Below are 13,067 nucleotides of genomic sequence, written 5' to 3'. Positions count from 1 at the left end.
AGTGTCTGTTCTGGATTTGTTTCACGATTCTCGATGGGGATGCCATGCTGACGCGCAAACAACAGGAACTCCTGCTGTTCATCCATGAGCGTATGAAGGAATCGGGCATTCCGCCGTCCTTCGACGAGATGAAGGATGCGCTGGACCTTGCCTCCAAGTCCGGCATCCATCGCCTTATCACGGCGCTCGAGGAACGCGGCTTCATCCGCCGGCTGCCGAACCGGGCCCGGGCGCTCGAGGTCATCAAGCTGCCGGAAGCCTATTCGCCCAGCCTCCAGCCCCGGCGCGGCTTTTCCCCCGCCGTCATCGAAGGCAGCCGCGGCAAGCAGCCCGCGCCGGCCGCCGCCCCGCCACAGCGCACCGCGCCGCAGGCCGAGATGGCCTCTTCCGTCTCGGTGCCCGTCATGGGCCGCATCGCCGCCGGCGTACCGATCTCCGCCATCCAGAACAACACGCATGACGTCACCGTCCCGGCCGAGATGATCGGCAACGGCGATCACTATGCGCTGGAGGTCAAGGGCGATTCGATGATCGAGGCCGGCATTCTGGACGGCGACACGGTCATCATCCGCAGCACCACCAGCGCCAATCCGGGCGAGATCATCGTGGCGCTGGTCGACGACGAGGAGGCGACGCTGAAACGCTTCCGCCGCAAGGGCGCCTCCATCGCGCTCGAAGCCGCCAATCCCGCCTACGAGACCCGCATCTTCGGCCCCGACCGCGTCAAGGTCCAGGGCAAGCTGGTCGGCCTTATTCGCCGCTATCACTGAGCGGCGCGTCCGTTTCGAAACGGTCGGTGCGCCAGTCGTAGGTGCGGTGCCGGGACCAGGGGCGGTCGAGCGTTTCGACGGCTCCCGCGAACTCCGCATCGCCGAGCGCCTCGGAGCCTAAATCCGCCGCCGGCCGGATTTCGAGGGCGCCGGTCCTCCTCAGGTGCCGCGCGGTGACGAGCCTTGCACCAGAGCGGCAGGCATCGAGCCGGAGGGCGAAGGGCACGACGACGAGGTCGGCCCCGTCGCAGGCAAGCCCCAGGAAGGCGGTGTCCTCCAGTGTAACGATCCGCCAGCCGCTCGGCGAGACGGCGGCGCAGAAGGCTTTCCTTTCGCAGACGAAGCCGTTTTTCCGTTCGGCCATCTCCAGCGCCGCGATCAAGGCGGCCTCCGCCTTCCCGCGGTCGGCCTTCCGGCGCGGGCGCCTTTGCGGTGACGTATCGGCCGGTTCTTCTTTCACCTGTTCGATCGTCAGGCCAGCGGTCGTCCGCATGTCCGGTTTCACGAGCTCACCGAGCCGGAGTGCCCTTCGCCACTGGTCGTAGATGAAGCCTGGCGGGCGCGTGCGGTTTGCTGCCACCTTGCCCTCGCTGAGGAAGGCGACGAGGCGGCCGTCCTCCGATACCAGCACCTCCGGGTGCGGGCGTCCCTCCGGCCAGCAGGCAACGCCGATCCCGACGAGGACGAGCGCCGTTCCGGCATGGCGCAGCCGCGTGCGCAGGATGCAGAGCAGGCCGCCGCCGACGCCGATCAGCAGGAAGGCGAGCGGCGGGATGCGGCCGATGACGATCTCCCCTTCCCAGCCGGCCACCCATTTCGACAGCGCGATCATCCAGTCTATGCCCTTGCCCATGATGGCGAAGGGAATGGCGTCGAGCCCGAAGGGCATGAGCAGCACCGCCATCATGCCGAACGGCATGACGATGGCGCTGATCACCGGCATGGCGAGCAGGTTTCCGGCGAGCCCGTAGGCGGGAATGCGATGGAAATGGCCGATGGAATAGATCAGCGTGGAAAGGCTGCCGATCATCGAGGAGAGAAGCAGTCCGCCGAGGAAACGCCCGACCGAACCACCGAAGAGCTGGAACGGCCCTCCCCGGCTCTCACGCCGGACCGGCCGCTCGCGCCAGGCCGCATAGCCCGCCACGAGGCCGAGCGTTGCCGCATAGGACATCTGGAAACCCGGATTGGTGACGGCCGAGGGCGTCACCGCCAGGATGAGGATCGCCGAGATCGCCACATTGCGCAGGCTGATCGCCGAGCGGCCGAAAAGCACGGCGATGAGCATCACGCAGATCATGATCCACGAGCGTACCGCCGAGATGGCGCCGCCCGAGACGAGGATATAGAGCGTCACCATGACAAGCGCCCCGACGGCGGCGATCTTCTTTGCCGGATAGCGCTCGGCAAAGCCCGGAACGAGCGCCATCGCCATGCGCGCGCCGACGAGGAAGGTGCCGGCGGCGAGCACCATGTTGAGGCCGGAAATGGCGAGCACATGGGCAAGCCCGGCCTGCCGCAGCGCCTCCACCGTATCCGGGCTGATCGCCCGCTGCTCGGCCGTCACCAGCGCCGCGGCGATCGCCCCCGCATCGCCGCCGATACGGCCCCGAATATGCTCGGTGAGGTTGTCCCGCCAGATCGCGATCTCCTGCAGGATCCTGACGTCCCATCCGGCCTCGCCGCCCGCCAAGGCGACCGGCGCGCGATAGAAATAGCCGACGGCGCCGTTGCCGGCAAAATAGGCATCGAAAGCGAAATCGTTGAGGCCGACAAGCGCCGGCCCCGACGGCGGACTGATCCGCCCCCGCCCCTCGATGCCGCTGCCGATCGGGACCGGTGCATGCTTCATCCGCGCCAGCATGGTCACGACGCCGGGCGCGCGCTTCAACGCCGGATCGCGGGTGGCTTCGACCGCGATGCGATAGCGGATCGCGCCGCGCTCGTCGCTCTCGCGCGACAGCACCCGGCCGACGACATCCGTCGTCACCGGCGCATCCAGCATGACCGTGTCGAGCCGGGCGCTTTCGATGGCCGCGAAGAGCATGCCCGTGGGGATGAGGAAGGCGGCCGCGGCGGCAAGCGCCGCCCAATCCTCCCGATGCCGCAGCCGCCAGGCGGGCCAGATCGTGACGCAGGCCGAAAGGACCATGGCATGCAGCGGCGGATCGGTTGCAGCAACATACCAGAGCGCCGCCCCTATTCCGAGAAAGACGGGAACGAAGAGGAAGAAGTGCCCATAGGCCCGCTCGGCAGCGAAGGCTTCCGTGACGGCCCGCTCGCCGCCCAGTTCCGCCAGAAGCCGGCGCATCTTTCGGAAGAAGGAAGCAAGCCGCAGACGAAGGCGTGGCCTTTCCGCCGCCGGACCCGGCAAGGCGCCGTCGTCGACGGCCAACCGAAAGGCATAGACCTCCGGCGTCTCCTTCCGTTCCGCGACTTTCCCCTCGGCCATGGCATCGGCCCCGCTTCCCCTCGCCCATCATGCAATCGAACAGGGAAATCTTCAATCGGCAGTAGGCTTGCAAAATGCTAAGCCAGACAGAAAGGATGCTCCCTCCATAATCCGAAAAGCACCCTCAAAAGTTGCTTGCAACTTCATGGAAAGGGTAGATATTGCGTTGCCGGAAAGCCTGTTTCCGCAATGCACAATTTACCTTTCGTCGTGCTTGGCAGAGGCGGTGGAATGGGCTAGCAAAACGAGCATGTTCATGGGTCGGCACAGGCCTCGTGCCACCATCGGAAACAACGGAGGATCGTTATGACAGGAACAAGCGCGGATGTATCGGTCGGTGGCAAGTCAGTCGAATTGCCCACCCGGTCCGGTACGATCGGCCCCGATGTGATCGACATCGGCACGCTGTACAAGAATACCGGTACCTTCACCTACGACCCCGGTTTCACCTCCACGGCATCCTGCGAATCGAAGATCACCTATATCGACGGTGACGAAGGCGTGCTGCTGCACCGCGGCTACCCGATCGAGCAGCTCGCCGAGCACGGCGACTTCCTCGAGGTCTGCTACCTGCTGCTCTACGGCGAACTGCCGACCAAGGCGCAGAAGGACGATTTCGACTACCGCGTCACGCACCACACCATGGTGCACGAGCAGATGTCGAAGTTCTTCACCGGCTTCCGCCGCGACGCCCACCCGATGGCCGTCATGTGCGGCGTCGTCGGCGCGCTCTCGGCCTTCTACCACGACTCGACCGACATCACCGATCCGCACCAGCGCATGGTCGCTTCGCTGCGCATGATCGCCAAGATGCCGACCATTGCCGCCATGGCCTTCAAGTACCATATCGGCCAGCCCTTCGTTTACCCGAAGAACGACCTCGACTATGCGTCGAACTTCCTGCGCATGTGCTTTGCCGTTCCGTGCGAGGAATACACCGCGAACCCGGTTCTCTCGCGCGCGATGGACCGCATCTTCATCCTGCATGCCGACCACGAGCAGAACGCCTCGACCTCGACCGTTCGCCTCGCCGGCTCCTCGGGCGCCAATCCCTTTGCCTGTATCGCGGCCGGCATCGCCTGCCTCTGGGGCCCTGCCCATGGCGGTGCGAACGAAGCGGCGCTCAACATGCTGGCCGAAATCGGTTCCGTGGACCGAATCCCGGAATATATCGCCAAGGCCAAGGACAAGAACGACCCGTTCCGCCTGATGGGCTTCGGCCACCGCGTCTACAAGAACTACGACCCGCGCGCCCGCATCATGCAGAAGACGACGCACGAGGTTCTCGGCGAGCTCGGCATCAAGGACGACCCGATGCTGGAAGTCGCGATGGAGCTCGAGCGCATCGCGCTGACGGACGACTACTTCGTCGAGAAGAAGCTCTATCCGAACATCGACTTCTATTCCGGCATCACGCTGAAGGCGCTCGGCTTCCCCACCACCATGTTCACGGTGCTCTTCGCCCTCGCCCGCACGGTCGGCTGGATCGCCCAGTGGAACGAGATGATCGAGGACCCGGAACAGCGCATCGGCCGTCCGCGCCAGCTCTATATCGGCGAACCCAAGCGCGACTACGTGCCGGTCTCCAAGCGCTGATCGCAGCGAAACCCAGACAAAAAAAGCCCGGTTAGGTTCGACCGGGCTTTTTTGTTGCGAGAAGATCGAGGATCACCGCCGCGCCGGTCTCTCCGGGCGACCGCTCCGTCTGCATGCGCGCGTGGACGAGGTCGTAGCCTTCGAGCATGGCGCGCCGCTCCGTCGTGTCGGCGGAAAGCCGCTCGAACCAGCGCGTCAGGACGCCCGGACGCACCTGCTCGTTGAGATATTCCGGCACGACGGCATAGTCGGCGATGAGGTTGGGAATGGCGGCCGTCCAGACCTTCACCCTGCGCAGGAAGATATTGGCGATCCAGTCGAAGCGGTAGGTGGAGACGACCGGCACGCGGGCAAGCGCGAGCTCCAGGATGACCGTTCCCGATGCGGCGATCGCCGCATCGGCGTCGGCGAAGGCCCGCCACTTCTCTTCCGTCGTTATTGTGATCTGCGGCGGGTTCGGCCAGTCCGCCGTCAGGCGCCGGACCAGCGCTTCCTGCCGCGGCACGGTGGGCAGGAGAAAGCGCATGCCGGCGTGCCGCGTTGAAAGCTCCGCCGCCATCTGCCCGAAGACCGGCAGCAGCCGGCTGATCTCCGTGCTGCGCGAGCCGGGCAGCAGCAGGCAGGTCTCCCCGCCGGTCTCGCCGGTACTCCGCCCAAGGCGCGCCGCGCGCACCCGCTGGACATCCGCGTCGCCGATCAGCCGGTGGCCGACATAGGTGGTGGCCGGGCCGCCGAGCCGCTCCATCGCCGCCGGCTCGAAAGGCAGCAGCGCCAGCACGCGGTCGACATAGGCGCGCATGCGCGGCGCCCGCTCTTCCTTCCAAGCCCAGACGCTGGGGCAGACATAGTTGACCACCGGAAGATCCGGCAAGGCCTTGCGCACGCGCCGTGCGACACGATGGGTGAAATCCGGGCTGTCGATGATGACCAGCAGATCCGGCCGGGCTGCGATAAGCGCGTCCGCCGTCTGGCGGATGCGGCGCAGCAGCGACGGCAGGCGCTTCAGCACCTGCGAAATGCCCATGATGGAGAGCTCGGAGAAATCGAACAGCGATTTCAGCCCCTGACGCTCCAGCGCCTCCCCGCCGACGCCGACGAGCTCGATCCTGCCGCCATGGGCCGTGCGCAGCGCCGCGATCAGGTCGCCGCCGAGAAGGTCTCCGGAAACTTCCCCGGCGATGACGCCGACCTTGATCGTTTCTGCGGTCATTGCCTTCACTCCGATCTTTCCGGCAGGATGCCCGTCACGAAGAGACCGCCGGCATCCGCCTCCGCGACAAGCGCCTCGCGTTCCAGGATCAGCGAGCGGCCCGCCTCGACGGCGATGCCGGCAAGTCCCGCCTCCTTCGCCCGCCGCAGCGTTTCGAGGCCGATCGACGGCAGGTCGGCCCTCAGATCCTGCCCCGGCTTGCAGAGCTTGACGAGAACGCCCCTGCGGCGCTGCGAAATACGCCCGGCGGCGCGAAGCTGCGCCACGCGTTCCAGCATGCCGTCCGTGCCCTCGGCGCCTTCCAGGGCCACCACGCGGCCGCCGACGGCAACGGCGCCCTGCCCAACATCGAGCCGGCCGAGCGCCAGCGCAGCCATGGCCGCGGCCGTGATGTCCGCCTCGGCCGCCGCATCCGGCTTAATGCCGCCGAGCGGCCCCTCGCTGCCGAGAAGATCGGGCACGATTTCATGCGCGCCGACGACCCGCACACCTTCCGACTCGATCAGCCGGATGACCATCTTCAGAACGGCGTCGTCACCGCCCTTCAGCAGCGTGCGGACCACGGACGGCACGGCGAGCAGCGCCTTGAAGGGGGCATGGATATCGCGCCATTCCGGCCGGCGACGCACCCAGCCCGACAGCACGGCGCGGCCGATGCCGTGCCGGCGAAAGGCATTGCCGATGCCGGCATAGTTCCCGATGGAAATGACCTCATGGTCGAAGCCCGACCAGTCCTCGCCCGATTCGTTGGTGAGAGCGAGGATATAGGGGCTTTCCCCCCGCGCGCGGGCCGCATCCGCGACATAGCGCGGCAGCATGCCGCCGCCGGCGATGATGGCCAGCCGGTCGCGCGCTTCGGGCCGGCTCTCAGCCATGCCGCTCAGCCCTTGCCCCGGTTGGGAGAAGAAAGCGCGCGGTCGCTTTCGGCCGCGATGAAATCGAGGATCTGCATGACGGGAACGCTGTTCGCGTATTCATCGCGGATGGCCGCCGCATTGACGCGGATGGAGCCCTCGCCCTCGAAAATCTGCTTGAAGGCGCGGCGGACCTCGTGGATCGTCGCCTTTTCCATGCCCGCACGCGCCATGCCGACGACATTGAGGCCGCCCAGGATTCCGGGATTGCCGTTCAGCATGCCATAGGGGATGACGTCGTAGGACACGGCCGAAAGGCCACCGATGAAGGCCTGGCGGCCGATGCGGGTGAACTGGTGCACCGCCGAGCCGCCGCCGAGAATGACGCGATCCTCGACCTTCACATGGCCCGCCAGCATGACGTTGTTCGACAGGATGATGTGGTCGCCGAGAATGCAGTCGTGCGCGACATGCGAATTGGCGAGGAAGAGATTGTGATTGCCGACGATCGTCCTGCCACCGCCTTCGGTGGTGCCGGCATTCATCGTCACGCCTTCGCGGATCACGCACATCTCGCCCACATCGAGCGTCGTCTCGGCGCCGTCGTGATGCACGCTCTGCGGATCACCGCCGATGACGGCATTGGGGAAGATGCGCGTGCCGCGGCCGATGACGGTGCGTCCCGTCACCACCACATGCGTCAGAAGCTCCACATCATCCTTGAGAACGGCCTTGGACCCGACATGGCAGAAGGGACCGACGACGACGTTCTCACCGATGACCGCCCCGTCCTCTACGACGGAGAGCGGATGGATCTTCGCACTGGCGGCAATCATTTTCAGGCATCTTCCTTTTTCACGATCATCGCGCCGATATCAGCTTCGGCGGCAAGTTGCCCATCAACTTTTGCGTCGCAGTGAAACTTCCAGATATTGCCGCGCTGCTTCTGCTTGGTGACGTGGAATTCCACGCGGTCCCCCGGCACGACCGGCCTGCGGAAGCGGGCATTGTCGATCGTCATGAAGTAGACGAGGTTCGAGCCGGTACCGGCCTTGCGGGCGCAGATCGCGCCGGCTGTCTGGGCCATGCCCTCGACGAGCAGCACGCCCGGCATGATCGGATGGTCGGGGAAATGGCCCATGAAATGGGGCTCGTTCACCGTGACGTTCTTGATGCCGATCGCCGAATCGTCACCGTCGATCTCGATGATCTTGTCGACCATCAGAAAAGGATAGCGATGGGGAAGAAGCTTCAGGATCTCGCGCAGGTCGGCCACGCCGAGCGTTGTCTTGGTCTCGTCACTCATCCTTGCCACCCTTCTTCTTTTCACGGGCGCCCTTTTCACGGGCATTGGCGCGCATGGCCATCTCCGCCACGTCGCGCAGGAAATCGCGCATGGGACGCGCGGGAATGCCGCCATATTTCTCGCCGGGGGGAATATCGCCCACCACGCCGCTCATCGCGGCGATCTGCACGCCGTCGCCGATGCTGATATGGCCGTTGATGCCTGAGGCGCCGCCGATCATCACGCCGTCGCCGATCCGCGTGCTGCCGGCAATGCCGACCTTGCTGACGATGCCGCAATGCCGGCCGATGCGCACATTGTGGCCGACCTGGACCTGGTTGTCGATCTTGGTGCCCTCGCCGATCACCGTGTCGTCCATCGTGCCGCGGTCGATCGTCGTGTTCGCGCCGATCTCGACATGGTCCTGGATGATGACGCGGCCGATCTGGACGATCTTGATCATGCCCGGCTTGAGGCCCGGCGCATAGCCGAAGCCGTCCTGGCCGATGCGGGCGCCGGGATGGATGATGACATTGTTGCCGACGAGCGCGCACTGCACGGTCGCACCGGCGGCAATCGTACAGTTGCGACCGATCCTGACACCCGGCCCGATGATGGCGCCCGGCCCGATCTGCGTGCCCTCGCCGATCTCCGCTCCCTTGCCGATCACCGCCATGGGCTCGACCGTCACGTCGGGCTCAAGCCGCGCCGTCGGATCGACATAGGCGCCGGCGGCAACGCCGCCCGCAGCCGAGGTCATCGCCTCCGGACGCATGGCGGCCGGGTGCAGCAGCTCACCGGCGATGGCGAAAGCGGTATGCGGGCGCGTGGATACCAGAACGGCGATATGCGCCGGTATCAGCGAAACCAGCGCGCGATCGCAAAGGATCGCCGTCGCCTCGCTCGTCTCGAGCTCGGCGCGCATCTTGCGGGAAAGGATATAGCAGAGATCGCCGTCCTTCGCCCGACCGACGGGCGATACACTGCGCACGACACGATCGGCATGCGCAGCATCGGCAAGCTCCGCCCCAAGCGTTACCGCCAGGTCTCCCAGACGAATGCCGTCATGGGGCGGAAAGAACCAGTTATGCTCCATCGTGGCACTCCAGAACGTTCATGGTCTCACGGTTCTGGACGCGATACGTCAGAACTGGGTCGCGATGCCGAACTTGAAGCGCTGGACCTCGTCGAACTCTTCCTTCTTGATCGGAACCGCGTAGTCGAACCGCAGCGGACCGAACGGAGAAGCCCAGATGATGCTGGCGCCGACGGAGGCGCGCAGGCTCATGTCGGTGCCCTTGACGAGATCGCCGGCAAGAGTCCTCGTCTTGTTGCCATAGAGCGTACCGGCATCTGCGAAGATCGCGCCACGGAAGCCCGAATCACGCGGGACCAACGGCAGCGGGAAAGATGCTTCAGCAGAGGCCGTGAAGTAGGTCGTACCACCGAGCGCGTCACCCGTCGCGGTCGCCCGCGGACCGATGCCATTGGATTCAAAGCCGCGCAGCTCCGAGGCCGACAGGTTGAACTGATCGAACACGTTCAGGCTACCACCGTTGCCCGTACCCCATACATGTCCACCACTAACCGCAAGCGAGCCGACGACATCGGCGTCTTCCAGGATTGTGTGGAAGTAACGAGCCTTACCAGAAATCTTGTAGTAATCCGAATCTCCACCGAGACCGGCAAACTCCTGCGTAACCTGCGCAAAGATACCGTCGCGCGGCAACGTGCGATCATCGATCGTGTCGAAGGTCAAAGTGTGCGAGATCGAGGAACGAACCCAAGGGTCATCACGGATAACATCCCAATAAGGCGTCGAGAGCTTCGCCAAATCAAGAGGATCAGTCCTATCGAGAGCGGTTTTGTACTTCAGTTGCGTATAATTGTACTTGAACGTCGTCGACAAATCTTCTGTGATCGGCGCCGTTACACGCAGAGAAAAGCCGGTCGAATCGACATTGTAGAAATCTTCACTGTCATCCTCGTTCTTGAAGACATCGAAGCCTGCGGCAAGGCGATAGCCGAGGAAATACGGCTCCGTGAAGGACAGGCTGTAGTCACGCGAGTCCTTGCCGCCGCCGGCAGCGAGGCGAATATACTGGCCGCGACCGAGGAAGTTCTTTTCTTCGATGGAGGCTTCGAGCTTGAAGCCACCCTTGCTGCCCGTCTCGTAACCGGCGCCGATGCCGAACGAACCGGTCGACTGGTCCTGAACGTCGACGATCAGGACGACACGGTCGGCTTCGCTGCCGGGTGCCGTCGTGATGTTGACGGTAGAGAAGTAGCCGAGAGCCTCGAGGCGGCGCTTGGCGCGCGTGACGACTTCCTGGTTGAAGGCATCGCCTTCACCGATATCGAACTCGCGGCGGATGACGTAGTCGCGCGTGCGGGTGTTGCCGCGGATCTCGATGCGCTCGACATAGGCGCGCTCGCCCTGGTCGACGAGGTAGTCGACGGCGATCGTGCCATTGCCGAGGTCACGGTTGCCGCGCGGCGTGACGCGGGCGAACGGATAGCCCTTCGCGGCGACGCGCTGCGAGATTTCGGACATCGTCTCCTGGACGTCCTTGGCGCGGTAGATTTTGCCCGGACGGGATTCGATGAGACCCTTCAGCTCGTCGGAGTCGAGGCCTTCGACCGTCGATTCGACGTTCACGTCGCCGAAGTTGTAGCGCTGGCCTTCCTCGACCGTGAAGGTCACGACATATTCGTTCGAAGCCTCGTCGAGGTTGGCTTCCGAGGAAACGACGCGGAAGTCGGCATAGCCGTTGTTGAAGTAGAACTGGCGCAGCGCCTCTTCGTCGGCGCGCAGCTTTTCCTCGCTATAGACGTCCTTGCGGGTCAGGAACGACAGGAAGTTCGACTTCTTGGTCAGGATGACGGAACGCAGGCGGCCATTGCTGTAGGCCTGGTTGCCGACGAAATTGATCTGCGAGATCTTCGTGCGATCGCCTTCATCGACGACGAAGGCAAGGTTCACGCGACCGTTGCCGAGCGGATAGGTCTGCGTCGTGACGGTGGCGTCGCTACGGCCGATCGCAGCATAGGCATCGCGGATCGCCTGCTTGTCGGCCTCGATCGTCGTCTCGTTGTACGGGCCGAGCGAGCGCGAGCGGATGACGCCCTGCAGCTTGTCGTCCTTGATCTTGCGGTTGCCGTTGATGACGACTTCGTTGATCAACTGGTTTTCATTGACGACCACGACAAGCGTGCCGCCGGAAACCGAGATCCGAACATCCGAGAAGTAACCGGTCGCATAGAGGCGGCGCACCGAGTCGTCGATGTCGGCATTGGAGAAGGCCTTGCCGGGCTTGATCGCAAGGTTCGCCTTGACCGTTTCGGCGCTGACGCGATCGGCACCCTGAACCTGAATGTTCCGGACGACGGCCGCCTGGGCAGCAGTGGCAGAAACCAGCGTGGCAACAGAGCCGCCCGTGACAACCAGACTCGCCGACAGTGCAACGGCAGACACGGCGTTCAAAAAGTTTGAACCAGCTTTCATCTTCACAACTTACCTTCGTTTCATCGCCCGGCAGGCATGCCCGATTCCGGACACGTTTGCCGTTTTAACCGCTTTTGCCATACAAGCAAGGTCACGCGTTAATTTCTGTTTACTTCAATTCAAACCGTGGCCCGAAGGCCACTAATTGCTTTTGAACACGGTAAACAGACCGTTAGCGCGACTGCCTCGACGATGCGGCTCCCCTTGATTCCAATCCCGTCCGGCAATGCCGGCTCCTCATCCGAGCAGCATGGATATGTCGTTCCAGGTCGCAAAGACCATCAGCATGAGCACCAGCGCCATGCCGATGCGGAATGCGATCTCCTGCGCCCCGGGGCCGACAGGCCTGCCTCGGACAGCCTCCACCGCATAGAACATCAGGTGGCCGCCATCAAGTACCGGCACGGGCATCAGGTTCAAAAGTCCAATGGAAACAGAGAGGACCGCGGCAAGCTGCAGCAATGCGGCAACACCGAGCGTCGCCATCTGGCCGGAAGCCTGCGCCACGCGGATCGGCCCGCCGAGCTGATCGGCCTTCATGCGCCCCGTCAGAAGGTTCGAGATGTAGTCGAACGTGCCCGTCACGATATGCCAGCTCTGCACGACGCCCTGCCCGACCGCCTCGATCGGCCCGTACTCCACGATCCGGAAATTGCCGGCCTCCTGGTTGGTGACGATGCCGATCAGGCCCAGCTCGACCTTGTTGCCGAACTGGTCGGTGATCTCGGTGCGCTTGGGCACCATCGGCAGGTCGAGGTCCGCGCCGGCGCGCCGCACGGTGACTGTGATCTTGAGCTCGGGACGCACGCTGACATAGCGGCGGACGTCATCGAAGGTGGTGACGGGCATTCCGTCCAGCGCGACGAGAAGATCGCCGGGCTGGACGCCCGCCTCCGCCGCCGCGCTGTCGGGGCGGACTTCGGCCACCACCGGATCGGCGACCTGGCGACCGTAAATGGCGAACATCACCGCGAAAATGGCGATGGCGAGGACGAAATTGGCGATCGGGCCGGCGGCGACGGTGACGGCCCTCTTCCACAGGGCCGCGCCGAGGAACGTGCGCTTGCGCACCTCCTCCGGCAGCCCGGCAACCGACTTGTAATCCGGGATCGATGCCGGATCGTCGTCGCCGAGGAACTTCACATAGCCGCCGAGCGGAATGGCGGAGAGCTTCCAGCGCGTGCCGTGCCGGTCTGTGAAGCCGAAGAGCTCCGGCCCGAAGCCCACGGAAAAGGCCGTGATGCCGATGCCCGACCAGCGGCCGGCAAGATAGTGACCCATCTCGTGCACGAAGACGATTAGCGTCAGCACGAGCAGGAACGGAACGATATAGCCCGTCAAGAAACCAAGGGAGCCAGCCAGCATTTCCATTGTTCCAGTCCCAAGTCCCTGGCC

10 protein-coding genes are annotated in these 13,067 nt (G+C 64.4%); 2 read left to right on the top strand and 8 right to left on the bottom strand.

Annotated elements, in window-relative coordinates:
• The first annotated feature begins 44 nt into the window (after positions 1 to 44).
• On the top strand, positions 45 to 770 hold the full coding sequence (gene lexA / locus ACZ1A1_RS06170) for a transcriptional repressor LexA (RefSeq protein ID WP_463619200.1): 726 nt from the start codon (positions 45 to 47) through the stop codon (positions 768 to 770).
• Here the strand turns inward: lexA and ACZ1A1_RS06165 are convergent.
• Complete coding sequence (locus ACZ1A1_RS06165; protein ID WP_463619199.1) at positions 751 to 3,222, bottom strand: ComEC/Rec2 family competence protein; 2,472 nt, start codon at positions 3,220 to 3,222, stop codon at positions 751 to 753. The genes lexA and ACZ1A1_RS06165 overlap by 20 nt on opposite strands.
• Before the next feature lie 306 nt (positions 3,223 to 3,528).
• Here ACZ1A1_RS06165 and gltA point away from each other — a divergent pair, with 306 nt between their 5' ends.
• Positions 3,529 to 4,818 carry a citrate synthase gene (gltA, locus tag ACZ1A1_RS06160; RefSeq protein WP_119256371.1) on the top strand — a complete coding sequence of 430 codons (1,290 nt, stop codon included), beginning with the start codon at positions 3,529 to 3,531 and terminating at the stop codon, positions 4,816 to 4,818.
• Between the two features lie 31 nt (positions 4,819 to 4,849).
• On the opposite strand, the gene lpxB is transcribed toward gltA, so the two are convergent.
• The 7 genes from lpxB to rseP form a co-directional block, all read right to left on the bottom strand.
• A complete protein-coding gene (lpxB, locus tag ACZ1A1_RS06155) occupies positions 4,850 to 6,028 on the bottom strand; it encodes a lipid-A-disaccharide synthase (protein ID WP_463619196.1) in 1,179 nt (392 codons plus the stop codon).
• 5 nt (positions 6,029 to 6,033) lie between these two features.
• Positions 6,034 to 6,903, bottom strand: coding sequence for an LpxI family protein (locus ACZ1A1_RS06150; RefSeq protein WP_119259217.1), 870 nt, complete (start codon positions 6,901 to 6,903; stop codon positions 6,034 to 6,036).
• Between the two features lie 5 nt (positions 6,904 to 6,908).
• Positions 6,909 to 7,724 (bottom strand): acyl-ACP--UDP-N-acetylglucosamine O-acyltransferase, encoded by an 816-nt coding sequence (lpxA, locus tag ACZ1A1_RS06145; RefSeq protein ID WP_313195000.1) that lies wholly within the window; start codon positions 7,722 to 7,724, stop codon positions 6,909 to 6,911.
• Positions 7,721 to 8,188 (bottom strand): 3-hydroxyacyl-ACP dehydratase FabZ, encoded by a 468-nt coding sequence (gene fabZ, locus ACZ1A1_RS06140; protein WP_313194962.1) that lies wholly within the window; start codon positions 8,186 to 8,188, stop codon positions 7,721 to 7,723. Before fabZ ends, lpxA begins: the two co-directional genes overlap by 4 nt.
• On the bottom strand, positions 8,181 to 9,263 hold the full coding sequence (gene lpxD / locus ACZ1A1_RS06135; RefSeq protein WP_463619194.1) for a UDP-3-O-(3-hydroxymyristoyl)glucosamine N-acyltransferase: 1,083 nt from the start codon (positions 9,261 to 9,263) through the stop codon (positions 8,181 to 8,183). Before lpxD ends, fabZ begins: the two co-directional genes overlap by 8 nt.
• 48 nt (positions 9,264 to 9,311) lie before the next feature.
• Positions 9,312 to 11,672, bottom strand: coding sequence for an outer membrane protein assembly factor BamA (gene bamA, locus ACZ1A1_RS06130; protein ID WP_463619528.1), 2,361 nt, complete (start codon positions 11,670 to 11,672; stop codon positions 9,312 to 9,314).
• 237 nt (positions 11,673 to 11,909) lie between these two features.
• Positions 11,910 to 13,043 (bottom strand): RIP metalloprotease RseP, encoded by a 1,134-nt coding sequence (rseP, locus tag ACZ1A1_RS06125; RefSeq protein ID WP_463619193.1) that lies wholly within the window; start codon positions 13,041 to 13,043, stop codon positions 11,910 to 11,912.
• Positions 13,044 to 13,067: the final 24 nt, after the last annotated feature.

The organism is Shinella sp. R2-11 (assembly GCF_055330205.1).
This window is presented reverse-complemented; position numbering and strand designations above follow the sequence as displayed.

Coding starts and splice junctions, on each gene's coding strand:
- lexA (WP_463619200.1), top strand. CDS start 45: ATGCTGACGCGCAAACAACAGGAACTCCTGCTGTTCATCCATGAGCGT.
- ACZ1A1_RS06165 (WP_463619199.1), bottom strand. CDS start 3,222: ATGGCCGAGGGGAAAGTCGCGGAACGGAAGGAGACGCCGGAGGTCTAT.
- gltA (WP_119256371.1), top strand. CDS start 3,529: ATGACAGGAACAAGCGCGGATGTATCGGTCGGTGGCAAGTCAGTCGAA.
- lpxB (WP_463619196.1), bottom strand. CDS start 6,028: ATGACCGCAGAAACGATCAAGGTCGGCGTCATCGCCGGGGAAGTTTCC.
- ACZ1A1_RS06150 (WP_119259217.1), bottom strand. CDS start 6,903: ATGGCTGAGAGCCGGCCCGAAGCGCGCGACCGGCTGGCCATCATCGCC.
- fabZ (WP_313194962.1), bottom strand. CDS start 8,188: ATGAGTGACGAGACCAAGACAACGCTCGGCGTGGCCGACCTGCGCGAG.
- lpxD (WP_463619194.1), bottom strand. CDS start 9,263: ATGGAGCATAACTGGTTCTTTCCGCCCCATGACGGCATTCGTCTGGGA.
- bamA (WP_463619528.1), bottom strand. CDS start 11,672: ATGAAAGCTGGTTCAAACTTTTTGAACGCCGTGTCTGCCGTTGCACTG.
- rseP (WP_463619193.1), bottom strand. CDS start 13,043: ATGGAAATGCTGGCTGGCTCCCTTGGTTTCTTGACGGGCTATATCGTT.